Source organism: Rhizobium sp. PRIMUS64, from assembly GCF_023006465.1.
In the GTDB taxonomy this organism is placed as follows: Bacteria; Pseudomonadota; Alphaproteobacteria; order Rhizobiales; family Rhizobiaceae; genus Rhizobium; species Rhizobium leguminosarum.
This window is the reverse complement of sequence record NZ_JALBGX010000018.1, coordinates 58232-82216: the sequence shown is the minus strand read 5'-3', so window position 1 is coordinate 82216 and position 23985 is coordinate 58232. Positions and strand designations below refer to the sequence as shown.

Genomic DNA, 23985 nt, shown 5'->3' with positions numbered 1-23985 from the left:
CTCCTCAGCGGTAACCGGCTTCGCCGGCCTGGTGCAGTTTCGGGCCGCGTTCGACGATCGGCTCCAGTGCTTTTTCTACCGGGACATTTGGAGCATCGGTGATACCAGTCAACGCCCCCTCAGGGTTATAGGCCCACTTCACGCCGTTGATCAGCACCTTCTGGACATTGACGTCGTGATAGGTCGGATAGGTCTCGTGGCCGGGGCGGAAATAGAAGATATTGCCGGCGCCACGGCGCCACGTCAGGCCCGAGCGGAACACTTCGCCGCCCTGGAACCAGGAGATGAACACCGTTTCGAGCGGCTCCGGCACCGAGAACTGCTCGCCGTACATTTCTTCGTTCTCGAGCTCGAAATGCTCGCCGATGCCTGCTGCGATCGGATGGCGCTGATTGATCGTCCACAGACGCTCTCGTTCACCCGCCTCGCGCCATTTCAGCGCGCAGGGCGTACCCATCAGCCGCTTGAAGATCTTGGAGAAATGCCCCGAATGCAACACCAGCAGGCCCATGCCTTCCCAGACGCGCTTGGCAACACGCTCGACGACGACGTCGGAGACCGCGCCGTGATCCTTGTGGCCCCACCAGGTCAGCACGTCGGTTTCGGCAAGGCGGGCCTCACTGAGGCCGTGTTCCGGCTCCTGCAGCGTCGCTGTCGTCGCCGAGATATCGGAATCGGTATTCAACGCGTTGGCGATCGTCGTGTGCATGCCTTCGGGATAAATATCCCGGACGATGGCATTGGTATTCTCGTGGATATTCTCTCCCCAGACGACGGTGCGAATGGCCATGATGTGCTCCTGTAGAACCTGGAAGTATCGATAGGCGGGAAGGCAGGATTCAAAGCGCTTTGGAAAATGGCGCTGGCTGCGCCTCGTCTCCTCCACGTCCAAAGAACACATAGACCTTTGTCAGTATTTTGACAAAGGGGAAAATTTACCGGCCTGAGGCGGAGAAACGGCCTGCAAATATCACAGCAATATCAATGCGAAACGGATTTCGAGAATAGATTGACGACCACAACGCCCGATATGATCAGCCCGAGTCCCACGACTGCCGGCAGGTCGAGGCGCTGCTTGAAGAAAACCAGACCGACCGAGGAAATCAGCACGATTCCCAAAGCGCTCCAAATCGCATAGGCGATACCGACGGGGATACTTTTCAGCGTCAGCGACAGGCAATAGAAGGCAGCCGCATAACAGGCGACGACGAGTGCCGTCGGCCCGATGCGGGTGAACTGCTGCGATAGCTGCAGCGCGGTCGTGCCAATGACTTCGAGCACAATAGCTGCAAACAGCAGCCCGTAGACGGCGGCCTGGCTCATGGCAAATCCCTTTCGAATTACTTGCCGGTCAGTTCGACAAGGCGATCGATGAGATCCCGCCTCAGAACGCCGTTGATATCATGGCTTTCCAACGTATCTGCGAACCAAAGTCCGTCGGCGGCGAAACGCACGACTTGTGCGTCGAGGGAGGAATCGGTGCCGATATATTCCTCCGACCGCGCCTGTACCCATTGGCGCCAGCGAAGACGCAACCGGGGTTCGGCAAGAAGCGCGATCGTCACCTGCGTCCAATTCCTGGAATCGTCGGGACGATCCTTGAGACCGGATACCGCCCTGAGATAGGCGCGGGTGAAGCGGCCCTGCGGCAGCGGATCGCCGCGCATCAGTTCCTCTATATCGGCGTCGAACTTTTCGAGCAGGCTCTCGAACAAGGCGTCGAGCAGCGCATTCTTCGTCGGGAAGTGATGCAGCAGCCCGCCCTTGCTGACGCTGGACGCGGCGGAAACCGCATCGAGCGTGACGGCGGCCATGCCTTCGCTGGCAGCAAGGCGCGCGGCGACCTCCAGTAACTGCTGGCGCACGAGGACGGGCTGCTTCTTGCGATGATGAGCGTTCGACATGGGAAATAAAGATACCGTCCGGACGGTTTTGTCAAGAAGAATCGGCCACCCCCCCTGCGTTGCCAACAATATGCGCGAAATGCCGCGGCACCTTGATGACAGTTGCGATCATTTTCCGCCCGGTGCATGAAGGGCCTGGGGATTAGGATGGCATGGGATGGTTTCGTGACGGAGAAGATCACCACACTCTATGAGGCGATCGGCGGCGATCCTGTCGTACGGGCGCTGACGCACCGCTTCTATGAGCTGATGGACACGCTGCCGGAGGCGAGAAACGTGCGGGCCGTGCATCCGCCGAGCCTTACGGGCAGTGAAGAGAAATTCTACGAATATATGAGCGGTTATCTCGGCGGCCCGCCGCTCTATACCGACAAGCGCGGCCATCCGCGCCTGCGCAGCCGCCATTTCGTCGCCGAGATCGGCCCTGTCGAGCGCGACGAATGGCTGCTCTGCTTCCGCCGCGCCTTGGACGAGACGATCGCAAGCCAAGCGCTGCGCGATCTCATCTGGGCGCCGGTGGAACGGCTCGCCTACCATATGCAGAACAGGGCCCCTGACAACAAGGAACAACCATGAGCTTGAACGCGCGTCCGGAACCGGTGCTCTATCTCTTTGCCGGCCTGTTCGGCGTAGCCGGCGTGGCGCTTGCCGCCCTTGCTGCCCATGGCGGCGGCGAGGCCAATCTTGCGGCATCCGCATCTGCCATGTGCCTTGCCCACGCCCCTGCCCTGCTGGCATTGGCTCTCGGCAACACCAGGCTCAGAACCGCCTGGCTGGCCGGTTTCCTGATGATTGTCGGAACGCTGCTTTTTGCGGGCGATCTCGTCACCCTGCGCTTTACCGGCTCCGGCCTCTTCCCCTATGCCGCGCCAACCGGCGGCTGGGCGATGATGCTTGGCTGGCTGGCCGTTGCGGCAGGCGCTGTCTTCCGCGCCAAGGCATAGAGCATTTCCGTTTTCCCCGAGCGAGGGAATTTCTCTATGTTTTGTTTTCTCGCAATCCGGACCCAAAACCGCTGCGCACTTTTGCTGGAGTTGCTCTAGTCACGCGGCTGCGGCACACGGCCGAAGCGCAGCAGATTGCCGTGCGGATCATGGATGTAGAACTCCTCCATGTTCCATGGCCGCACCTCCATATTGCTCAGGCGCTCGACGCCTTTTTCGCGATATTCCGCGTGGAGGGCGCCGATGCCGCCGCCTCGGAGATAGACGGAGCTGTTCTGGTAAAGCGTGGCATCCTGCGTCCGCCAGAAATGCAGCTCCATGTTGTCGCGCCGCAGGACGAGATAGTCCGCCGCCCGATAGACGATCTCGGTAAAGCCGAGCGCATCGCGGTAGAAGGCAAGCGTCTCATCGATATCCAGCGACGGCAGGACCGGCAGAACCTCGATGCGATCCGGCCCTTCGTTCATATGCCGTCGACGACGTTGAAGCCTTCGAAGACTGGCGGTCCCTTGTAGATCGCCTTGTGATCGCCGGCATTGCGGTGCGCTGCACGAAAGCTCTCGGACTTCGTCCAGTTCTGAAAATCCGCTTCGCTTTTCCAGACCGTGTGCGAGGAATAGAGCGTGTAGCCTTCCTCGTCGTTGACCTTGCCGCGCAGCAGGCGGAATTCGACGAAACCGGGCACCTCGGGCAGGCTGGAATCGCGATTGCGCCAGACCGTCTCGAAATCGCCTTCGCTGCCGGTTGCAACCTTGAAGCGGTTCATTGCGATATACATGAAATCTCCTTACGCCTTCCTCCCGCCCTTGCCGCACGCGAGGGAAAGGCGAGAACATTATCGCCGTTTGCCGCCGCCGGGCCAAGCGGTCTTGTCGCCGCCTCTCCGGGCATGCGCGCTTCCCAGGTCGGAAAGAACATCACATTCTGGTAGATCTGCTGGCGTTCGGCATGCTGCTGGAAACGCTCGTAGAGTTCGGGCACGAGGCCCTCGCCTGTCTGCGCGGCAAGCTTGTGCAGGCCGATCATGGTGAAGCCGCCGGGGCGCTGGTCGTTCATCGGGAATTGTCTCGTTCGTTCATCGTCTGCAGCGCACGCTCCAGGCTGGACTTGCTGCCGTTGCGAAGCGGGATGAAGGCCTTGCCGAACTTCTTGCAGCCGGTCTTCACGCGCAAGCAGGCATCGTGGCTGATACAGTCGATCGGGCAGAACACGCAGTCGACCGAGGGAAGGACGGTATCGATGCGCGAAACCGCTTCGCGTAAGCCGCCGTCGTGATGAATGAGCTCGGCGCCGAAATTGCTGCAGATCTGGCGAAGATGCGCCACCTGGCAGTCACGGCCGCCGACATAGAGGAAACTGCGGCCATCCAGTTTGGATCGCCCAAGGGATGCCTGACCGGCGTCCTCGCCCGCGCTGTCGCGGACCTCCCGGTTCGAACCCTTCTTGCCCTTGCGAGCCATATACCACCCGTTCGCTCGTTGATCGTCACACGATTCCTGCGTGTGCGAGCGGACCTTATTAAACTTGATTTTTAGAGTAAAGTATAAAGTTGATTATTTTTATCATATTATCTAGTGACCTGAACTTCCTGGGCGAAAGTCCAGCTAGGCTTACCCCACCCCGAGGGCAGCGGCGGAAACGGCGCCGCGCGCCGCACACCATCCAGAACAGCTTTATCCAACTCTGCAATACCCGAACTGCGAGCAACAGAAACCGACGCTACCCTGCCTGTTCCGTTAATCGTCAATTGAATCCTTACCGTCATACCGCCGCTCTTGTTTTTGTATTCATCAGGCACGCGAACAGCGCGACGGATCCGCTTCTGTATCTTACCAGGGTAGTTGGCTACGGCAGCACTTCCCATACCATCAGTTCCGCCTGTCGTGGTTGACGTGCCGTCAGTTTGCGGCCCGTGCTGGCCGTTGACCACGCCTCTCGTCGAGTCCTCACGATCTGAGCCCTCTTCCCCACCAGCAGGCTTGGCCCTCTTCTGAGACTGCTTCTTTTCAACCGGTTTCGGTTTTTCAGCCTTCGGCTTCGGTTTTGGCACCGGCTTGTCTTCAGGTTCCGGCGAGACTTCGACAGTCTCGACAGGCTTTACTTCTTCCGGCGGAACTGCGGTGGGCTGGACAGCCGTTGGCACTACTTCTTCCGGTACTGTTGCCTGCGCGATATCAGGCGTGGGCTGTTCGGGCACAGCCGTTGCCATCGGCTGAGCGACGAAAGATTCTGCAGGGCTCTCGGAGACAAGCACCTCTGGCTCGGCGGCAACAACGGCCTCAGGGGAAACCCGCGTAACTTCCTGCACCGACTGAACGGTCTCCATCGTTTCAGTTTCGACCGGCTGGGCCTGCTCCGGCGGCACGGTCGTGGCATCTAGTTCGGTGGCCTCCTCCGATTGAACTGTATCCGGCTCAACCTCCTCAGAGGCAACTTGCTCGGGCTGGCGCTCCAACTCTGGATCGCCGGCCGATGTCTGGTCAACGTCAGAGTCGCCATACACGACGACGCTGACAGCCTCACCAGCATCTTCAATCGCTTCGTTCGGCGGCGTCGGCATGAACACGCTAAGAGCAACCACCAGACCTGCATGAAAAAAGAACGAACCAATACAAGTCAGCGCCATCCGTCGCCGCACCGGCGCTTTCTCGTCCTCCTGCTTTTCCACCGCCGCATCCATCGGCGGCGCAGGAACGGAGGCTATCGGCTCGGCTTCCGGATGATCGGGAAAGGAGGGTATCTGCGCGAAACGCGCATAGTGGACCACCGCCTCGCCAGCCGGCTGCCGCTGCACATTGCGCAGGTCGGAAAGCTCGTGGCCGGGATGCATGTTATTGTCGTTCAGACTGCCGTCAGCGTCCGGCTCCGCGATGAGCACCTGTCTCGATCTGGACTTCGCTGAAATTGCCATTTGTATGCCTCGGACAGTCTGACCATGCCCGCCGGGATTCATTCCCGGCGTATTCTTAGCCCTCGAAGGGAACGGAAATCTGTGAACGGGTGACGAGACCCTTCATGCATTCGCCCGTCGCCGGGCCGTCGCAGACCGGCGTGTCGTTGATGATGATGCGCGTGACCGTTTCGCACTTCACATTCGGCATATCGAACTGGCGCACGCGCTTCTTGCCCTGCGGCAGATCGCGGAAGTCGAGCACGGTGATGCGGTCGACGGCATTCTTGTCGTTGAAGAAAGCGAGCTCGAAGGAGATCTTGTTGATCGGCGCCTGAAGATTGTTCTCGGCGACGAAGGTCATCATGCAGCCCTTTTGCGACGGCGCCAAAGCGTTGAGTTCGACATCCAGTTTGGCGGTTGCCGCATCCTGCGCCTGGCATACGCTTGAAACCGCCATCACCATGCCGGCTGCAACAGCCGCAAACCTAACCGTCATCATCTTCTCCGCCGTTGTCGCGAACCGCCGCCAGGCGGCTTCATATCAGCAATCTCAAAAACTTGACTGTATTAGTCTCCTATTGCGTCTTTAAAAAACTATGAGTAAGAAAGTCAAGATAATTGTCATCACAACCGGGGACCCTGATCACCGGTCTCACGGAATTGCCAACTGAAATGATGGTTGAAAAGCCAGATAACTTTAAGCACGTGCCGCTGGAGAGCGAGCCTGCGGCGCAGCACCGGATCGTCGAAAGCGCGGATCTCTTCCGCGGCACGAACGAGATCATGATTAGACACGACGGCTTGGTCTATCGCCTGAAGATCACCCGTCAGGGCAAGCTCATTCTCAATAAGTAGGGTAGGACATGACCGAACAGACAAGACCGGCGCCAGCCGAAATCCGTGCGTTTCGCGCCGAGAATCCGAAAATGCGCGAGCGCGATATCGCCGCGCAGCTGAAGATTTCCGAGGCAGCCCTCGTCGCCGCCGAAACCGGCATCAGCGTGACCCGCATCGATGGCAGCGCACTGAAGCTTCTCGAACGCGTGGCCGGCCTCGGCGAAGTGATGGCGCTGTCGCGCAACGAAAGTGCCGTGCACGAGAAGATCGGTGTCTTCGAAAACATCAAGAGCGGTGCGCAGGCCGCGATCGTTCTCGGCGAGAATATCGACCTGCGCATCTTCCCGAGCCGCTGGGAGCATGGTTTCGCCGTATCCAAGAAGGATGGCGACCAGGAGCGCCTCAGCCTGCAATATTTCGACAAAACAGGCAACGCCGTGCACAAGGTGCACCTGCGCCCGAGCTCGAATGTCGAGGCCTATCACGCGATCGTCGCCGAGTTGAAGCTGGAAGACCAATCGCAGGAATTTGTCGAGGCTGAAACCTCGAACGCCGCCGATGATACTGCCGACCTCAGCCGCGACGAACTGCGCGACAACTGGAGCAAGCTCACCGATACGCATCAGTTCTTCGGCATGCTGAAGCGCCTGAAGATCGGCCGCCAGGCGGCGGTGCGCACTGTCGGCGACGACTATGCCTGGAGGCTCGACAACAGCGCAACGGCAGAGATGATGCATGCCTCTGTGAAATCTGGCCTGCCGATCATGTGCTTTGTCGCCAATGACGGCATCGTCCAGATCCATTCCGGCCCGATCTTCAACGTGCAGTCGATGGGACCGTGGATCAATATCATGGACCCGACTTTCCACCTGCATCTGCGCCAGGATCACATCGCCGAGACCTGGGCCGTGCGCAAGCCGACCACGGACGGCCACGTCACCTCGCTGGAGGCTTACAACGCAGAAGGCGAGATGATCATCCAGTTCTTCGGCAAGCGGCAGGAAGGTTCCGACGAACGCGCCGCATGGCGCGAGATCATGGAAAACCTGCCGCGGGCAGCAAGCGTGGCCGCATAAGGATCGCAACGATGACGATGCGTAACAATCTGCGCCGGATCAGCCCTTGGGAACTGGCCCTGACGGCGGCCGTCATGGCGCTGCCGTTGGTCCCGACGGCACAGCCAATCGAAGGCTTCGCCTTCGTCCGCGCCGCCCATGCTGAGGAAAAGAAGCTCGACACCTCGCGCCTGGTTTCGGTCGGTGGCGACATCACCGAGATCGTCTATGCGCTCGGCGAAGAAAGCCGGCTGATTGCCCGCGACACGACGAGCATGTATCCGGAGGCGGCATTGAAGCTGCCCAACGTCGGCTACATGCGCGCGCTCTCGCCGGAAGGCATCCTCGCCATGAACCCGACGGCGATCATCGCCGTCGACGGTTCAGGCCCGCAGGAGGCGCTGACCGTGCTGAAGAATGCCAGCGTGCCCTTCGAAACCGTGCCGAGCGCCTTTACCCGCGACGGTATCATCGCCAAGATCGACCGTGTCGGCACGCTGCTTGGCGTGGCCGACAAGGCGAAGGCACTTGAAGAAAAGGTCGCGGCCGATCTCGACGCGGCGATCGCCGATGCGGAAAATCGCCCAGAGGCCGAGCGCAAGCGCGTTCTCTTCATCCTCAGCGCCCAGAACGGCCGGATCATGGCATCGGGCACCGGCACAGCCGCCGATGGGATCGTCAAGCTCGCCGGCGCCATCAACGCCGTCGGCGCATTCCCGGGCTATAAGCCGCTGACGGACGAGGCGATCATCGAAGCCAAGCCCGACATCATCCTGATGATGAACCGCGGCGATGGCGCCGGCACCAAGAACGAGGACTTGCTGGCTCAGCCGGCGATCGCGCTGACGCCGGCTGGCGAGAAAAAAGCGATCATCCGAATGGACGGCGTCTACCTGCTCGGCTTCGGCCCGCGCACCGCAGCCGCCGCACGTGAGCTCAACTCGGCGATCTACGGGGGCTGATCATGGCCCTGCCGCAAGCCATGGCGGAACGAAGGCGACCATTCCCGATGGCGGACATCGGCGAAATCAGGCAGGCGGGCGACAGGACGCGGCTCGCCTTGCTGGCGATCGCGCTGCTCGTCGCCGGCTCGGTCTTTTCGATGCTGTTTTCGGTGACGACAGGCGCCTCGGATGCCTCGATCCTCGACGTCATCAGCAACATGGCCGGCTCTGAGACGGCGCTCAGCACGCGTGACCGGATCATTATCGTCGATATCCGCCTGCCCAGGGCGATCCTTGGCTTCCTGATCGGCGCCTCGCTGGCCGTCTCCGGCACGGTGATGCAGGGCCTGTTCCGCAATCCGCTGGCCGATCCCGGCCTGGTCGGCGTCTCCTCCGGCGCAAGCCTCGGCGCGGTGGCGATGATCGTGCTCGGCAGCGGCCTTGCAGCTCCGCTCCAGGCGCTTCTCGGCATCTACGCTCTGCCGGCGGCCGCCTTCGGCGGCGGCCTCGTCACGACGCTGCTGCTCTACAGGATCGCCACCCGTCATGGCCAGACCTCGGTGGCGACAATGCTGCTTGCCGGCATCGCGCTCGGTGCGCTCGCCCTCGCCATAACAGGCTTGCTGATCTACATGGCCAACGACCAGCAGCTGCGCGACTTGACCTTCTGGAGCATGGGCTCGCTTGCCGGCGCCACATGGACGAAGATCGCTGCCGCCAGCCCGATCATCCTGTTGTCCTTCACCGCCCTGCCCTTCATGGCCCGCGGCCTCAATGCCATCACGCTCGGCGAGGCGGCCGCCTTTCATATGGGCGTGCCGGTGCAGCGGCTGAAGAATGTCGCGATCGTCGGCGTCGCCGCGGCGACCGGCGCGTCCGTCGCCGTCAGCGGCGGTATCGGTTTCGTCGGGATCGTCGTGCCGCATATCCTGCGTATGGCGATCGGCCCCGACCACCGTTTCCTGCTGCCGGCCGCAGCTCTGCTCGGCGGCTCTCTGCTGATCTTCGCGGATGTCCTGGCGCGCACCCTGGTCGCCCCGGCCGAGCTGCCGATCGGCATCATCACCGCGGCGGTCGGCGGCCCATTCTTCCTGTGGATCCTGCTGAGGCAGCGTTCGCGCCTTGCTCTGTGAGCGCCCCCGGTGAGTGACCCCCGTGAGTGACATTTAGATGATCGAAGTTTCCGGCGTCTCCGTGCGCCTTTCCGGCAAGACCATCATCAGCGACGTCGCCTTCACGGCAAAGGCCGGCGAACTGACGGCGATTGCCGGGCCGAACGGCTCCGGCAAGACGACGACGATGAAAGCCATCTCCGGCGAACTTGCCTATGGCGGCTCGGTGCGCATCGGCGGCGACGAGGTGAAGGGGCTGAAACCCTGGCAGCTTGCCGCCATTCGTGGTGTGCTGCCGCAGGCGAGCACCATCTCCTTTCCGTTTACCGTGCGCGAGATCGTCCGCATGGGCCTGACATCAGGCCTCAACCTGCATCCCGACAAGGCCGAGCAGACGGCCGCCGCAGCACTAGCCTCCGTCGACTTGACCGGCTTCGAAGGCCGTTTCTATCAGGAGCTCTCCGGCGGCGAGCAGCAGCGTGTGCAGCTTGCCCGCGTTCTCTGCCAGATCGCCGAGCCCGTCGTCGACGGCAAGCCCTGCTGGCTACTGCTCGACGAACCGGTCTCGAGCCTCGACATCAGCCACCAGTTGACCATCATGACGCTCGCGCGCAATTTCTGCGAACGCGGCGGCGGTGTCATCGCCGTCATGCACGATCTCAACCTGACGGCGCTCTTTGCCGACCGCATGGTGCTGATGAAATCCGGCCGGCTCGCGGCCGCCGGCAGCATCGTTGAGGTGCTGACGGACGAAACGATGCTCTCGGTGTTCGGTTGCGCGCTGCGCATCAACCAGGTGCCGGCCGACGGTACGCCCTTCGTGCTCGCCCACAGTGCCGCTTCCCGCCCCTGAGCACTGCTCCGGCGGAACTTTTGATCGTCCGGCACGTTTTTGGCATGATCTGGGTCAATGCCGGGCGATATCATTCATGCAACGGACGGTGGTGACCCTCGTGCGAAACAGGCGGGCTTGCGCGCGCCCCAGCCAATGGAGACAGCCATGAGCTATTCTATCTTCCAGTCCGCCCGCAGCCGCCGCAACGGCACCTTCCACAATCTGGAATCCGGCATCGAGGAGCAGATCGAGGCGCTGCGCGACGAACTCGCGGAACTGACGCGCCTCGTCGGCAAGAGCTCGCGCCACCAAGGCGAGAAAATCCGCAGCCAGGCCGGCGCCGGCTACGAAGAACTGCTTGGCCGCAGCGAGGATCTGCTGCGCGAATTGCAGCACGGCTATGAGCGCGGCGCGACGGAAATGCGCGATACCGTACGCAAGCATCCGCTGGCAACCATCGGCGCCGCAGCTGCTTTCGGCCTTGCCATCGCCTTCCTCGCCCGGCGCTGAGGAAGCGCGATGCTGTTTTCGATCCTCAGCCTGCTGACGGGCGCAAGCGTGCACCGGACCGTTGCGCGCGCCAAGCGCAATAGCATCTTCATTGCGCTTGCCGTGCTCTTCCTTCTCACCGCCTACGCGCTGGCCGTCACCGCCGGCGCCATCTGGCTCGCCGGCGTCTACGGCCCAGTCGGGGCTGCCCTCTTCCTGGCCGCCTGCGCGCTGCTGATCGCCATCATCGCCCTGGTCGCGATGTCGATCATCAACACCCGGGAAGCACGCCGCGCCCGTGAACGCCGTGCTGCGGTGGAATCGCTGGCAACGGTCGGGCTCGGCCTGATCCGCGCCCAGCCGCTCCTGACCGCCGGTGTTCTGGCAGCAATCGTCGCAGCCAATCTGGTGGGCTCGAAGCGCGACGATTGATGGTTGGGACCAGGCCGCCCCACCCTAACCCTTTCACCAAAACCAGGGAGAAGGCCACTCAATGGTATGGGATGGATGCTTTAACGGTTCATCCCATCTCTCCAGCCTTCAGTTCCTGGTGTCCGGAGCGGCGCGCGAAGTCCACTCATGCTTCGGCCGTTGAGCATCAGGCCGGAGGAGTCTGGGGCAGGCCAGAGCGGGATAGCTGCTCTCAAGACCGATTGCCAGCCCCTCGGGAGAGTTTTATCTTGAGTGGGTATAGGCCATGCAACGTTGTCTGCGGTTTAAGAATTCGTGGACAAGCGCTCATGAACGCCGGTACTGGCAGCGATCATCGCAACCACCTCCTCGTGCGCCAATGAAAAATTAGGCAAGGACGGTCAGCCCATCCTCCCTCATTCCTGTGCCCGTCACAGGAGTCCAGCCACGGCGCGTCCGCGCCGTGAGTGAACCAATACCAAATGGAAAGAGTCTTCGCGCCCAAGGACTTGGGCGCACTGGATTCCTGTGACAAGCACAGGAATGAGGATGAGAGGTAGTGCCTCGAATGGCCGTCCCATCCCGTGGAGCCCGTCCTTCTCCCCACCCTTCAACGCAAAAAAAGCCGGCGCCCCGGGGGGCGACCGGCTTTCCTCCCAAATATAACTCTTGTCAGAACGCGAAGGCCTTCGACGTTAGCGGCGCCGAGGTGGCGTCGGGGCCAAAATCAGCCTCGCCTGATATCTGCAGCAACTCCTGCAGCCGCTGGCGGGCCCGGTTGACGCGGCTCTTGATGGTGCCCACGGCACAGCCACAGATTTCGGCCGCCTCCTCGTAGGAAAAACCCGAGGCGCCGACGAGGATGATCGCCTCGCGTTGATCCGGCGGCAGCTGGTCGAGCGCCTTCTTGAAGTCCTGCAGATCGAGAGCGCCATATTGCGAGGGGTGCATCGCCATCGATTCAGTGAACAGCCCGTCGCTGTCCTGCACTTCGCGGCCGCTCTTGCGCATCTGGCTGTAGAGTTCGTTGCGCAGGATCGTAAAGAGCCAGGCCTTCATATTGGTGCCCATCTCGAAATGATCCTGTTTGGCCCAGGCTTTCATGATGGTGTCCTGGACGAGATCGTCGGCACGGTCGTGCCGCCCGATGAGCGAGATTGCGAAAGCGCGAAGACTTGGGAGTGCCGCCAGCAATTCCCGCTTGAAGCTGGGTTGCGATTTATCTTCCATGCGGGCGATCCTATTCGGCCATCTTGGCAGAAGCCATCATTTCAGCATGGTCGAGCTTTTCGAGAAGGTCGAGAAAACGATCGGGGATCGCCTCATCCTGTGCGGCCGCATAAAGCGACCTCAGCCTGACGCCGATCTGATTGTTCGGGTCCAAGATGTCGCTTGCCCGCAGCTCCAGCTTTCGCTGATCGGCTGCTTCTTTCTTGCGTGTAGTCATCAATTCGTCTTCTCGCCGGTTGTCTGTTCGCGGGGCGTGGATGGGATCAATCACAATTTCAACCATCGACATCGAACGTTCGATTGTCGATGTCGCTGGTATTTGCCGCTGCATGGGTCAAAACGCTACGCCCTTTCTTCGTCGGCTGGAATAATGCGGCGCGACGAAAAAAGTTCCTGCCATTCCGGAACTTTTTTACCAAGGCGGCGTTAACCGCTCATTGAAGCCAATGCCGGCCTGTATGCAGGAGCCATGAATGACACTTTCTACTCGGATTGCGCCGCACCTTCCTTATCTGCGCCGCTATTCCCGCGCCCTTACCGGCACTCAGACTTCGGGCGACGCTTACGTCGCCGCCGTTCTCGAAGCCATCATCGCCGATCTGTCGATTTTCCCGGATACGGCGAATGACCGGGTCGCACTCTACAAACTGTTCACGCAACTGTTTGGTTCCACCGCAGTCCAGATTCCAGAGCCGACCTCGCCCTATGCCTGGGAGCAACGCGCCACGCTGAACCTTGCCAAGGTTTCGCCGCGCGCCCGTCAGGCCTTCCTGCTCGCCTCCGTAGAGAATTTCCGCGTCGCTGAAATCGCCGAAATCCTGGAAACCGAAGAACAGGATGTCATGCATCTGCTCGACGTGGCGTCGCAGGAGATTTCCCGTCAGGTCGCAACCGATATCATGATCATCGAGGACGAACCGCTGATCGCCATGGATATCGAGCAGATGGTCGAGAGCCTCGGCCATCGCGTCACCGGCATTGCTCGTACGCATGCCGAGGCCGTGGCGCTCTACAACAAGACCAAGCCGAGCATGGTGCTGGCCGACATCCAGCTTGCCGACGGCAGCTCCGGTATCGACGCAGTCAACGACATCCTCAAGACGTCGAGCGTGCCGGTGATCTTCATCACAGCTTTCCCGGAACGGCTTCTGACCGGCGAGCGCCCGGAACCGACTTTCCTTGTCACCAAGCCCTTCAATCCCGACATGGTCAAGGCACTGATCAGCCAAGCGCTTTTCTTCAATGAATCGACCAGAGTAGCCGCCTGAGACGCAATTTTCCGGCCTTCGGAACCAAATCGCCAAAGCAGGCGTTGCGGTGCTACCGGGACGCTCCGGTGGCTTTAACGGTTTTTTGCAGCGCTTTGTTCTAGAGTTGGCAGGCGGTGTCTGTAAGGGCGCTCCCTTCAGCGACGTTCAAGATGTCACAAGGAAAGGCGGCCGCGTGAATACGACTGAACCATTGTCCGGCATGCCTTTCACCTTCGAGGGCAAAGCCGCAATGATGGAACGCGCGCTCGGCAGCGCCGGGATTTCGATCCTCTGCCAAGACGCCCGGCTGTCGATCTTCTACGCCGAAAATCTGCCGCCGCATTTCGCAGCGCTCTTTATGCCCGGCGGCAGCGACGCCGCCCTTTTCGGCGACGCCCATGGGCGATATCTGACCGCGCTGAAACACAAGGTGCTGGAAACCGGCATCCCCAACAATGCCGAAGTTGAGATCGACGTCGACGGCGAAAGGCGCACGTATGAACTGAAGATCCAGCGCACCGGCGAACGCGGCGTACATGGACTTCTGTCCGTCATGACTGAAGTCACCGAAAGCCGGCATCGCGAAAAAGTTCTGAAATCGCTGCTGCGCGAACTCTCGCACCGCTCGAAGAATCTTCTCGCCATCATCCAGGGCATTGCCACGCAGACGGCGCGCAACACGCTCTCTCTCGACAGCTTCCTCCTCAAGTTCCGCGGACGGCTGCAATCACTTTCCAACTCGCAGGACCTGATCACGGATTCCAGCTGGCGCGGCGCCTACCTCTTCGAACTCGCCGAAAAGCAGTTCGCCCCCTATTGGCCGGAGACGGCCGGCTCCATGCCGATCTATGGCATCAACGCCCACCTGACACCGAATGCCGCCGTGCATCTCGGGCTCGCCCTCCACGAACTCATCGTCAACTCCGCCTCCTTTGGCGCGATATCAGGCGGCGCCGCCTCCATCACGCTGAATTGCCGCGAAGCCATGATCAACGACAGGAAGGCAATCGAAGTCGCCTGGGCGGAAATTCTGCACGATCAGTCGGAGGTCCACGAATTCAGCGACAACAGCTTCGGCCGCACCGTGCTGGAGCGTGTCGTGCCATCGTCGGTCAATGGCAAGGCGGAGTTGAACCTCGTTCCCGGCCGCATTGAATATCGTCTGACCATTCCGGAAACCGAATTCGAGATCTTCAAGCGAGTGTGAAAGCCCTGGAGACAATCGAGAACGAAAAACAGCCGGTGCGAGGGCGGCGCACCGGCTGTCTTCACTCACCGGGAGGGGACCGTGAGTACGTCCGGATAGTGGGTTGGGGGCGCGCATGTTGGGTCGATGCGATCACCATCCGGATATCGCAATAACGACGACATCAAACTTTGGTTCCCTGCCATCCAAAAAAAATTCGACTTTTTTGAATCTTTTTTCGGATGCCCTTCCCTCGGCGCGCGCTCAGCCGTTTCACCGATGCAGACCGAATAAATTCTCCCAGCAAAAACAGCGGATTACTGGCGTGACGGCAAGAGAAAATCGTCAAAATTTTACCGTTTGATAAATTTTTAAACCTGAGTTACGCTTTCCCTCACAGGCCGTTTACCAATAATGAGGGAACTTCAATGGAACGACTGGAAACTGGGATTCATGCCGGCCGGCTTTCGCCCGCCGAGTATGAGGCTAATTTTTCCGATCTTCATCCGCGCCTCGACAATCACGAGGCGCTGGTCGCCGCGGACCGCTGTTATTTCTGTTATGACGCGCCGTGCATGACGGCCTGTCCCACCTCGATCGACATTCCGCTGTTCATCCGCCAGATTTCGACCGGCAATCCGATCGGCTCGGCAAAGACGATCTTCGACCAGAACATCCTCGGCGGCATGTGCGCCCGCGTCTGTCCCACCGAAGAACTCTGCGAACAGGCCTGTGTGCGCAACACGGCCGAGGAGCGGCCCGTCGAGATCGGTCGCCTGCAGCGTTATGCGACCGATGCCGCCATGCAGGCCGGCAAGCAGTTCTATGCCCGGGCCGAACCGACCGGAAAGACGATCGCCGTTGTCGGTGCAGGCCCAGCCGGCCTTGCCGCCGCCCATCGCCTGGCCGTGAAGGGCCATTCCGTCACAATCTATGATGCCAGGGAAAAATCCGGCGGCCTCAACGAATACGGCATCGCCACTTACAAGACCGTCGACGACTTCGCCCAGAAGGAAGTCGACTACGTCCTCTCGATCGGCGGCATCGAGGTCCGGCATGGGCAGCGTCTCGGCCGCGATTTCTCGCTTTCCGATCTGGAAGCGCAATACGATGGCGTCTTCCTCGGTATCGGCCTTGCCGGCGTCAATGCGCTGCGCATCGAGGGCGAGAACTTCGCAGGCGTCGACGACGCCGTCGATTTCATCGCGGCTCTCCGTCAGGCCGAACACAAGAGCGAAATCGCTGTCGGCCGCCGCGTCGTCGTCCTTGGCGGTGGCATGACGGCGATCGACGCTGCCGTGCAGGCAAAGCTGCTCGGCGCCGAGGAGGTGACGATCTGTTACCGCCGTGGCAAGGAACACATGAACGCCTCCGAATTCGAGCAGGATCTGGCTAGCTCCAAGGGTGTCATCATCCGCCACTGGCTGGCGCCGAAATCGATCCTGTCACAGGACGGCAAAGTCGCCGCCATCGAGGTGGAATATACGAGGATTCTCGAAGGCCGCCTGGTCGGCACCGGCGAGACCGGTGTCATTGCCGCCGACCAGATCTTCAAGGCGATCGGTCAGACCTTTGACGCCTCTGGACTCGGTTCGTTGCGCATGGAATCCGGCCGCATCGCCGTGGATGGCGACGGCCATACCTCGCTCGACCGCGTCTGGGCGGGCGGCGACTGCGTCTTCGGTGGTGAAGATCTCACGGTTTCCGCCGTCGCCCACGGTCGCGACGCGGCTGAATCCATCCATCGCACCCTGTCCGCAGCAGCCGCTCAGGCTGTCGCGGTTGCTTGAAGGGGAGAATGAACAATGGCTGATCTCCGCAATAATTTCGTCGGCATCAAATCCCCGAACCCGTTCTGGCTGGCGTCTGCGCCGCCGACCGACAAGGCCTACAATGTCGAGCGCGCCTTCAAGGCCGGCTGGGGCGGCGTGGTCTGGAAGACGCTGGGCGAGGAAGGCCCGCCCGTCGTCAACGTCAACGGCCCGCGCTACGGCGCGATCTGGGGCGCCGACCGCCGCCTGCTCGGTCTGAACAATATCGAGCTCATCACCGACCGCGACCTCTACACCAACCTTCGCGAAATGAAGCAGGTGAAGATGAACTGGCCGGACCGGGCACTGATCGCCTCGATCATGGTGCCTTGCGAGGAGCAGGCCTGGAAGGCGATCCTACCCTTGGTCGAAGAGACCGGCGCCGACGGCATCGAGCTCAATTTCGGCTGTCCGCACGGCATGTCCGAGCGCGGCATGGGGTCGGCGGTCGGCCAGGTGCCGGAATATATCGAGATGGTCGTGCGCTGGTGCAAGCAGTACACCCGCATGCCCGTCATCACCAAGCTGACGCCCAACATCACCGATGTCCGCCGTCCCGCCCGCGCCGCCAAGGCCGGCGGCACCGATGCCGTGTCGCTGATCAACACGATCAATTCGATCGTCTCCGTCGATCTCGACAACTTCGCCCCCAACCCGACGGTCGGCGGCAAGGGCAGCCATGGTGGTTATTGCGGCCCGGCGGTAAAGCCGATCGCGCTCAACATGGTGGCCGAGATCGCCCGTGATCCCGAAACCTACGGCCTGCCGATCTCGGGCATCGGCGGCATCACCACCTGGCGGGACGCGGCCGAATTCCTCGTACTCGGGGCCGGCAACGTTCAGGTCTGCACGGCGGCGATGACCTACGGCTTCAAGATCGTCCAGGAGATGATCACTGGCCTCTCCGACTGGATGGACGAAAAAGGCCACCGCAGCCTCGACGACATTACCGGGCGCGCCGTCCCCAACGTCACCGACTGGCAGTATCTGAACCTCAACTACATCGCCAAGGCGAAGATCGACCAGGACGCCTGCATCAAATGCGGCCGCTGCTACATCGCCTGCGAGGATACTTCGCACCAGGCGATCACCAACTTCGTCGACGGCGCTCGTCATTTCGAGGTTATGGACGAGGAGTGCGTCGGCTGCAATCTCTGCGTCAGCGTCTGTCCGGTCGAGAACTGCATCACCATGGAGCAGCTTCCCGCCGGCACTCTCGATAAGCGCACCGGCCGCGTCGTCGACCCCAACTACGCCAACTGGACGACGCACCCGAACAACCCGATGGCGCGCCAGGCGGCGGAGTAAGGATCTGCAACGCCGCGGAGATCTGCGGCATGTCGTGACTTGTGAAAACGGCGCCCTTCACGGAAGGGCGCCGTTTGCTATTTGTGGTCAGTCCATACGATTGCGGATTACAGCTTGAAACTCCTAACTTCGTTGCCTCTCTCGATGGTTCGGTTGGCGATGAAGCGTCCGGATTTGGCCGCCTCTTGCTTCTCCACTTCGAGATGGCGCAACATCGCCTCAAGACGCCGGAGCGCCAAGGCTTTGTTGCGGTGCTGGGAGCGCTCGTCGCGCGCCGTCACAACGAGACCGGTCGGCCGATGCAGAACGCGAACCGCGCTATCAGTCGTATTCTGGTGCTGTCCACCCGGTCCGCCCGCTCTCAGCGTCTCGAAACGCAGGTCCGCCGGATTGATCGTCACCTCGCCACCATCTGGTTGTGAATCGATACGCTGAACAGCCACGTACCAGTTCTGCCGTTTGTGGCCCGAACGTATCGGGCTCTTGAAGGTGAACCGGATCGTACCGCAATAGTCACTGGCGATCCGCTCCGCCTCGGAACCGTCCAAGCTGACGATCGCCGACTTCGCACCGTGTTGATCCGGCGTCGGGCCAAGGCTGGTCTCGAAAGAGCAATCAAACCGGATAGCCTCCCGCTCGATTATGCCGAGAAGCGCAGTGAGCGCCATGCGGCATTCCGCCGGACCGTTGCCTGAGGTAATGAGAAGATCAATAGCGCTCATGGCCACGCCCTCCCTCCCTGCGATATTCAGGTTTTCGCCGGCGCTGCTCGACCTCCGCTTCGTCAACGGCCTTCTTGAAGGTGACAAGTGGCCGCAAGCTGGCGTGCCTGACGACAAGGCTCTCGTTTTCCAGATCAGTCACCACCTGCTCAGCATCCTTGTATGCGGAGGCCGCCTCCTCGACGACAAGGGAGCGATCGTCGCAGATGGCGATACCGCCCCAGGAATTGCGCAGCAGTTGTTCTCGTTCGGACCGATTGCGGCCGACACGCCCGTGCATGGTGGCGCGGTCGTATTTGCGACCGGCCCCGTGAGAGATGCCGCCCAGCGAGCGGACAACGCCTGAGGTCGCAAGGACCAGATGGCTGAGGCTTGCACGAGATCCCGCAATCGGCGCGAGTTCGCCGGCTCCAACCGCCGCCGCGCCCTTGTAGTGCACGAAACCACGATTGGACGGGCGAACGAGATTGTGCGGCACGTCGGTGATGAGGCGCAGATCGGCCCGAAGCGCCGCGGCAGCCCGCGCCGCGATCAGCTGACGGTTCAGTGATGCCCAGGCTACGCACCTGTCATGATGCGCAAGCCAAGCGGCACCGGCCTCCGAACCGGGGTCGAGACCGTCAACGAGCCTTGGATGACCGGCCGCCGTCTCCGAAAATACAGTGGCGCCAAGAGCCCGCGAACCGGAGTGAACCAGTAGATAGAGCCCCTGATCGTCGATGCCGGTAGCAGATCCACCATCGGCAAGATCTTCCACCGCCTGCAATTCGCAAAAATGATTGCCGCCACCGATCGTGCCCAGAGCGTTAGGTGCCAGATCGGTGGGCAAATCCGCCTGCGCAAGCAGGTCGGAGACATCTCCGATCGCCTGCGCCTCAAGCCGGCGAAGCCGTTCCGCCGCCTTGTCGACCTTCAGCTTGCGCAAAGGCAGGTCCAGGCCGAAGAGCGACATGCCGCAGCCGATATCGTTACCGATCAACAGCGGGTGCAGCTGGGACGACAACAATGCCACGCCGGTCGCACCATATTTTCCGGGGTGCAGATCCGGAAAGGCGGCGATTTCCAAAACACCCGGCAGCCGTGACATTTCGTCAAGTTGGTCTAAAGCGGCGCCTTCGATCCAGGCGCTACCGGAAAAGAAATGTTTGATGACTGCCGGATGTGCCGACGACGTCATCGGAGAGCTTCCGCTCCCAATGGAATTGCCCATGATAATGAACTCTGGATGTGAGTGGTCTTTCATCGCCAAAATGGCGATGTTCAACCGGCATTCATCGGCCCGTTGGCCGAGTTAAGCCGAAACCCTCTCGGGGCGTACTGAGATGTTTGTCATCGTGGCGCTCCCTTTCCAGAAACAATCGAGAGCGCCCCTTTAAGTGAAGTGGCAAAGAAATGCAAGCATGGGATGCTCTAACCGCCGAATGACTTCCGATAGGCATTGGGGCTCGTCCCCAGTCGCCTGCGGAAATGATGGCGCATCGTCGCCAGTGTTCCAAAGCCGCTGGCGGCGGCGATATCGTCGAGCGAAACGGCAAGCTCCCTCTCCAGCAGATCGCGGGCATGCCGCAGCCGCTCCGTGAGCAGCCATTCGCCGACGCTGACACCCGTTGTCGCTTCGAAGCGCCGCTGGAAGGTGCGCATGCTCATGCCGGCTCTTTTCGCAAGCAGGCTGATCGGCTGGTCCTCGGACAGGCTTTCGCGCATCCATTCGATCAGCGGCCCCAAGCGGATGCCCTCGCGCTCCTCGGGAACCGGCGCGTGAATGAACTGCGCCTGTCCGCCTTCGCGGTGCGGCGGCACGACGAGCCGTCTTGCTACGCTGTTTGCAGCCTCCGAACCGAAATCGCCGCGCACCACATGCAGGCAAAGATCGATGCCGGCCGCACTGCCCGCCGCCGTCAGCAGGCTGCCTTCGTCCATGTAGAGAACGTCGGCATCAAGCCTGATGTCGGGATAACGTGCGGCGATCGAGGCGACATAGCGCCAATGTGTCGTCGCCCTGCGGTTGGCAAGCAGCCCCGATCCGGCAAGAACCGCAACACCCGAGCAGAGCGACATGATGCGCGCGCCGCGCTGATGCGCTGCCCTGAGCGCTGCGCCGAGTGGTGCCGGTACCGGCGCATCGATTGCCCGCCAGCCGGGCACGACGATCAGGTCCGCCTCATCGAGTACCTCCAGGCCCTTGTCGACCGCGACCGTCAGCCCTCCCGCAGCGCGAAGCGGCCCCGGCTCGATGGCGCAGACCGAGAAGCGATACCAATCCTCACCCATCTCCGGGCGCGGCAGGCCGAAGACCTCGTAGGCGATGCCGAATTCGAAGGTGCAGAGCCCGTCATAGGCAAGCGCTGCGACCAGCGGTCCTTTCGTCTGCTGTGGCGATGAGTTTGGCATGATCTTTACGCTGTCAGTCATGATGGCCAATTTCGCAAAGCTTTAGCATCGGCGATACCAGGCGGCAATTCGAACCCAAGAGGAAATCGCAATGCCAAGCCCTGTCGCAGAAATCCCCGCCGCCGCCGCTGAAATCGCCGCCGCCCATTTTGGAGCCAAGCTTGCCTTCGAGACCGATTGCTCCGATGTCCACGCCGCCTTTGCGTCGGGCAAGGTCGATTTCGTTCTGCTCGACGCGCGCTCGCCGACGCTCTTTGCACAGTCCCACGTTCCCGGCGCCCTCAACCTGCCGCATGGCAAGATGACTGCGCACCGCATGTCGGCCTGGCCCTCCGACACGCTTTTCGTCGTCTATTGCGCCGGCCCGCATTGCAACGGCGCAGATAAAGCCGCACTTCGCCTCTCCCGCCTCGGCCTGTCGGTGAAACTGATGATCGGCGGCATGACCGGCTGGGCCGATGAAGGCTTCGCCTTCGAAGAGGGCGTTCCCGCTGCCGCCTGAGCAGCCTCCCTTCTCCACCGACAGCGCCGCGCATCTTTTCAGACGCGCGGCGCTGTCGCACTTTGAATTGCGGCATAATTTTATGCAGCAGGGAGAAGGGAAAATCGCGACCGTCAGAACTCGACGACCACCTTGCCGAAAGGCCCGCGATAGAGATGATCGAGCGCCTCAGGGAATTCGTCGAAGGCATAGCGCTTGTCGATCACGGGCTTCAGCCCGGTCTGGTCGATTGCCCGCACCAAGTCTTCCAGCGCACGGCGATGGCCGACGGAAATGCCCTGCACAACAGGCGCCTTGAGCAACAGCGGGCCGGCCGGGCCGGAAACCTCGAGCCCCTCGAACACGCCGATAACGGAAATGCGGCCATTGATCGCCACCGCCTTCAGCGCCTGGCCGAGATGCGGGCCGCCGACGATCTCAAGCACGTGATCGGCGCCATAGCCGCCGGTCAATTGATAGAGTTGTTCGACCCAGTCGCCCTCATGGCGGTTGATCACGTGATCGGCGCCGAGGGCAGCGGCGCGCCCGAGCTTCTCGGCGCTGCCTGATGTGATGAAGACCTCCGCACCATGCACCTTGGCGATCTGCAGACCGAAGAGCGCCACGCCGCCGGTGCCTTGCACCAGCACCTTGTCGCCGGCCTTCAGACCGCCGCGTTCGATCAGTGCGAACCAGGCAGTCAGCCCGGCGCAGGGCAAGGTGCTCGCCTGCGCCGCATCGAGCGTGTCAGGCGCGTGTGAATACCACTCCTCGGAAAGCACGGTATATTGCGAGAGTACGCCGGGATAGAAGCCGCCGCGTGTCTTGTAGGGTGGCGTGCGCGCATCGCCCAACCCGCGTCCGTCGATCCAGTCGGGCGAAAACGTCGAAATGACCCGGTCGCCCGGCTTGAAACGGCTGACTTCGGGTCCGACCGCCTCGACGACCCCCGCCATATCGGAAGCTGGTACGAAGGGAAATTGCAGCGGCAACCCCATGCCGCTCTCCAGCACCAGCCGGTCGCGGAAATTGAGCGAGACGGCTTCCGTCCGGACCAGAACTTTGTTTCCCGAAATCGGCTCGAGCCTCCGCTCGCCGATCGTCACCTGGCGCTCCGGTCCGATCGTGTCGATCTGCCATTGCCGTGTTGTCTGCATTGTCTTGCTCCTTGTCCATTGCAGGGAGCCGAAACCATATCGTTGAATATTTCGCACCAGTTGCGATATTAACTCTCCAGAATGGTTCCAAAAAGGAAACAAATGGAACAGTTGAAGGGTATCTCGATCTTTGTCGAAGCCGTCGAGGCCGGTGGCTTTTCGGCTGCTGCCGAGCGGCTCCACCTCACGCGCTCGGCCGTCGGCAAGACCATCGCACGGCTGGAGCAGCGTCTCGGCGTGCGGCTTTTCAACCGTACGACGCGCATGCAGAGCCTGACCGAGGAAGGCCGCTTCTTCTACGAGCGCTGCCTGCGGGCGGTCGAGGAAATCCGCCTGGGCGAAGCCATGTTGGAATCCGGCCGGCGCGATGTGCGCGGCCGATTGCGCATCTCGATGCCCGTGCTCTTCGGCCGCCATTGCATCGCGCCGATTCTCGCACGCCTGCTCGATGAACACCCGAACCTCGAACTCGACCTTTCCTTCAACGACCGCATCGTCGACCTGCTCGAGGACGGCTTCGATCTTGTCATCCGCAACGGACCGCTGAAGGACAATCCGGATCTGATGGCCCGGGCGATCGCCCGCCAGCGCATGACCGTCTGCGCATCGCCCGCCTATCTGGAAAAACATGGCGCACCGCAGACAGTCTTCGATATTCCCCAGCATGAGGGCATCGTCTACAGGCGGGGCGACGATGACAAGGGTTGGATCTTTCCGACTGCAGCCGATCCCGGGCGGCGGCTGGCGCCAAAGGCGCGACTGCGGCTCGACGACCTCGCTTCGATTTCCGATGCGGCCGTCGCCGGGCGCGGTCTTGCCTGGCTGCCCTGCTGGCTGGTCCGCGAGGAGGTGCTGGCGGGCCGGCTCATTCAGGTGTTGAAGCATGAACCGGCCAATGTCTTCGATGCCCATGCCGTTTGGCTGCGCTCCCCGGTGATGCTGCCGAAGGTGCGGCTCGCGATTGATACGCTCGCCGCGGGGCTGCCGGCAATGATGGGCTGAAGCGCTCGCCGCGCGTCTGCGAG

The 23985-nt window shown here is 61.5% G+C and carries 30 protein-coding genes; 15 read left to right on the top strand and 15 right to left on the bottom strand.

Translation table 11 applies throughout. The features are described 5' to 3' along the window. Positions 1-4: 4 nt before the first annotated feature. From MOV76_RS10505 to MOV76_RS10495, 3 genes are all read right to left on the bottom strand, one after another. Entirely contained in the window at positions 5-790 is a 786-nt protein-coding gene (locus MOV76_RS10505; protein ID WP_018243242.1) for a ThuA domain-containing protein, read from the bottom strand. Positions 791-981: 191 nt separating this feature from the next. Beyond that, complete coding sequence (locus MOV76_RS10500; protein ID WP_018243243.1) at positions 982-1323, bottom strand: SMR family transporter; 342 nt, start codon at positions 1321-1323, stop codon at positions 982-984. A 17-nt stretch (positions 1324-1340) separates the two neighbouring features. Continuing rightward, positions 1341-1904 carry a TetR/AcrR family transcriptional regulator gene (locus MOV76_RS10495; RefSeq protein WP_130717588.1) on the bottom strand — a complete coding sequence of 188 codons (564 nt, stop codon included), beginning with the start codon at positions 1902-1904 and terminating at the stop codon, positions 1341-1343. 165 nt (positions 1905-2069) lie between these two features. Between MOV76_RS10495 and MOV76_RS10490 the strand changes: the two genes are divergently transcribed. Both MOV76_RS10490 and MOV76_RS10485 read left to right on the top strand, forming a co-directional pair. Then, positions 2070-2480 carry a group II truncated hemoglobin gene (locus MOV76_RS10490; RefSeq protein ID WP_130718913.1) on the top strand — a complete coding sequence of 137 codons (411 nt, stop codon included), beginning with the start codon at positions 2070-2072 and terminating at the stop codon, positions 2478-2480. Further along, a complete protein-coding gene (locus MOV76_RS10485) occupies positions 2477-2848 on the top strand; it encodes a DUF423 domain-containing protein (RefSeq protein ID WP_130717590.1) in 372 nt (123 codons plus the stop codon). The genes MOV76_RS10490 and MOV76_RS10485 overlap by 4 nt, the downstream gene beginning before the upstream one ends. Positions 2849-2943: 95 nt before the next feature. Here MOV76_RS10485 and MOV76_RS10480 read toward each other — a convergent pair whose 3' ends face one another. The 6 genes from MOV76_RS10480 to MOV76_RS10455 all read right to left on the bottom strand — a co-directional run bounded on the left by MOV76_RS10480 (position 2944) and on the right by MOV76_RS10455 (position 6237). Then, positions 2944-3315 carry a VOC family protein gene (locus MOV76_RS10480; RefSeq protein ID WP_247264474.1) on the bottom strand — a complete coding sequence of 124 codons (372 nt, stop codon included), beginning with the start codon at positions 3313-3315 and terminating at the stop codon, positions 2944-2946. Next, complete coding sequence (locus MOV76_RS10475) at positions 3312-3626, bottom strand: antibiotic biosynthesis monooxygenase (protein WP_017994942.1); 315 nt, start codon at positions 3624-3626, stop codon at positions 3312-3314. The genes MOV76_RS10480 and MOV76_RS10475 overlap by 4 nt, the downstream gene beginning before the upstream one ends. Beyond that, the gene (locus MOV76_RS10470) at positions 3611-3904 is read right to left on the bottom strand and encodes a hypothetical protein (RefSeq protein WP_247264473.1); all 294 of its coding nucleotides are present in this window, start codon (positions 3902-3904) and stop codon (positions 3611-3613) included. The genes MOV76_RS10475 and MOV76_RS10470 overlap by 16 nt, the downstream gene beginning before the upstream one ends. Continuing rightward, positions 3901-4308, bottom strand: coding sequence for a DUF2325 domain-containing protein (locus tag MOV76_RS10465; RefSeq protein ID WP_018243248.1), 408 nt, complete (start codon positions 4306-4308; stop codon positions 3901-3903). Before MOV76_RS10465 ends, MOV76_RS10470 begins: the two co-directional genes overlap by 4 nt. Before the next feature lie 107 nt (positions 4309-4415). After that, positions 4416-5759, bottom strand: coding sequence for an energy transducer TonB (locus tag MOV76_RS10460; protein WP_247264472.1), 1344 nt, complete (start codon positions 5757-5759; stop codon positions 4416-4418). A gap of 55 nt (positions 5760-5814) precedes the next feature. Then, positions 5815-6237 (bottom strand): hypothetical protein, encoded by a 423-nt coding sequence (locus MOV76_RS10455; protein WP_047619083.1) that lies wholly within the window; start codon positions 6235-6237, stop codon positions 5815-5817. Positions 6238-6413: 176 nt separating this feature from the next. On the opposite strand from MOV76_RS10455, the gene hemP reads away from it, so the two are divergent. The 7 genes from hemP to MOV76_RS10420 all read left to right on the top strand — a co-directional run bounded on the left by hemP (position 6414) and on the right by MOV76_RS10420 (position 11445). Continuing rightward, positions 6414-6596: a hemin uptake protein HemP gene (gene hemP, locus MOV76_RS10450; protein ID WP_247264471.1), complete on the top strand. Its 183-nt coding sequence runs from the start codon at positions 6414-6416 to the stop codon at positions 6594-6596. Positions 6597-6604: 8 nt separating this feature from the next. Next, positions 6605-7654 carry a hemin-degrading factor gene (locus tag MOV76_RS10445; RefSeq protein ID WP_247264470.1) on the top strand — a complete coding sequence of 350 codons (1050 nt, stop codon included), beginning with the start codon at positions 6605-6607 and terminating at the stop codon, positions 7652-7654. Positions 7655-7665: 11 nt separating this feature from the next. Then, a complete protein-coding gene (locus tag MOV76_RS10440; protein WP_247264469.1) occupies positions 7666-8595 on the top strand; it encodes a hemin ABC transporter substrate-binding protein in 930 nt (309 codons plus the stop codon). 2 nt (positions 8596-8597) lie between these two features. Beyond that, positions 8598-9710 carry an iron ABC transporter permease gene (locus MOV76_RS10435; RefSeq protein WP_247264468.1) on the top strand — a complete coding sequence of 371 codons (1113 nt, stop codon included), beginning with the start codon at positions 8598-8600 and terminating at the stop codon, positions 9708-9710. 37 nt (positions 9711-9747) lie between these two features. Further along, a complete protein-coding gene (locus tag MOV76_RS10430) occupies positions 9748-10542 on the top strand; it encodes a heme ABC transporter ATP-binding protein (RefSeq protein WP_247264467.1) in 795 nt (264 codons plus the stop codon). A gap of 147 nt (positions 10543-10689) precedes the next feature. Next, the gene (locus tag MOV76_RS10425) at positions 10690-11034 is read left to right on the top strand and encodes a DUF883 family protein (protein WP_018243255.1); all 345 of its coding nucleotides are present in this window, start codon (positions 10690-10692) and stop codon (positions 11032-11034) included. Positions 11035-11043: 9 nt separating this feature from the next. After that, positions 11044-11445 (top strand): hypothetical protein, encoded by a 402-nt coding sequence (locus MOV76_RS10420; protein ID WP_028733291.1) that lies wholly within the window; start codon positions 11044-11046, stop codon positions 11443-11445. Between the two features lie 651 nt (positions 11446-12096). On the opposite strand, the gene MOV76_RS10415 is transcribed toward MOV76_RS10420, so the two are convergent. Both MOV76_RS10415 and MOV76_RS10410 read right to left on the bottom strand, forming a co-directional pair. Further along, positions 12097-12654 (bottom strand): RNA polymerase sigma factor, encoded by a 558-nt coding sequence (locus tag MOV76_RS10415; protein WP_003542247.1) that lies wholly within the window; start codon positions 12652-12654, stop codon positions 12097-12099. A gap of 10 nt (positions 12655-12664) precedes the next feature. Next, positions 12665-12871 carry a NepR family anti-sigma factor gene (locus MOV76_RS10410; protein ID WP_024319398.1) on the bottom strand — a complete coding sequence of 69 codons (207 nt, stop codon included), beginning with the start codon at positions 12869-12871 and terminating at the stop codon, positions 12665-12667. Between the two features lie 256 nt (positions 12872-13127). Here MOV76_RS10410 and MOV76_RS10405 point away from each other — a divergent pair, with 256 nt between their 5' ends. From MOV76_RS10405 to preA, 4 genes are all read left to right on the top strand, one after another. Further along, on the top strand, positions 13128-13922 hold the full coding sequence (locus MOV76_RS10405) for a response regulator (protein WP_018243259.1): 795 nt from the start codon (positions 13128-13130) through the stop codon (positions 13920-13922). Positions 13923-14115: 193 nt separating this feature from the next. After that, complete coding sequence (locus MOV76_RS10400; RefSeq protein ID WP_247264479.1) at positions 14116-15111, top strand: sensor histidine kinase; 996 nt, start codon at positions 14116-14118, stop codon at positions 15109-15111. A gap of 407 nt (positions 15112-15518) precedes the next feature. Beyond that, a complete protein-coding gene (locus tag MOV76_RS10395; RefSeq protein WP_247264466.1) occupies positions 15519-16880 on the top strand; it encodes an NAD(P)-dependent oxidoreductase in 1362 nt (453 codons plus the stop codon). Positions 16881-16895: 15 nt separating this feature from the next. After that, entirely contained in the window at positions 16896-18209 is a 1314-nt protein-coding gene (preA, locus tag MOV76_RS10390) for an NAD-dependent dihydropyrimidine dehydrogenase subunit PreA (RefSeq protein ID WP_018243262.1), read from the top strand. A 107-nt stretch (positions 18210-18316) separates the two neighbouring features. Here the strand turns inward: preA and prfH are convergent, their stop codons facing one another. From prfH to ftrA, 3 genes are all read right to left on the bottom strand, one after another. Then, complete coding sequence (prfH, locus tag MOV76_RS10385) at positions 18317-18931, bottom strand: peptide chain release factor H (protein WP_247264465.1); 615 nt, start codon at positions 18929-18931, stop codon at positions 18317-18319. After that, complete coding sequence (locus tag MOV76_RS10380; protein ID WP_247264464.1) at positions 18918-20108, bottom strand: RNA ligase RtcB family protein; 1191 nt, start codon at positions 20106-20108, stop codon at positions 18918-18920. The genes prfH and MOV76_RS10380 overlap by 14 nt, the downstream gene beginning before the upstream one ends. 233 nt (positions 20109-20341) lie before the next feature. Next, entirely contained in the window at positions 20342-21343 is a 1002-nt protein-coding gene (gene ftrA, locus MOV76_RS10375) for a transcriptional regulator FtrA (RefSeq protein ID WP_018243263.1), read from the bottom strand. Positions 21344-21413: 70 nt separating this feature from the next. Here ftrA and MOV76_RS10370 point away from each other — a divergent pair, with 70 nt between their 5' ends. Next, on the top strand, positions 21414-21824 hold the full coding sequence (locus MOV76_RS10370) for a rhodanese-like domain-containing protein (RefSeq protein ID WP_018243264.1): 411 nt from the start codon (positions 21414-21416) through the stop codon (positions 21822-21824). A 113-nt stretch (positions 21825-21937) separates the two neighbouring features. On the opposite strand, the gene MOV76_RS10365 is transcribed toward MOV76_RS10370, so the two are convergent. Next, on the bottom strand, positions 21938-22960 hold the full coding sequence (locus MOV76_RS10365; RefSeq protein WP_247264463.1) for an NAD(P)-dependent alcohol dehydrogenase: 1023 nt from the start codon (positions 22958-22960) through the stop codon (positions 21938-21940). 102 nt (positions 22961-23062) lie between these two features. On the opposite strand from MOV76_RS10365, the gene MOV76_RS10360 reads away from it, so the two are divergent. Continuing rightward, positions 23063-23962: a LysR family transcriptional regulator gene (locus tag MOV76_RS10360; RefSeq protein WP_112904733.1), complete on the top strand. Its 900-nt coding sequence runs from the start codon at positions 23063-23065 to the stop codon at positions 23960-23962. Positions 23963-23985 lie beyond the last annotated feature (23 nt).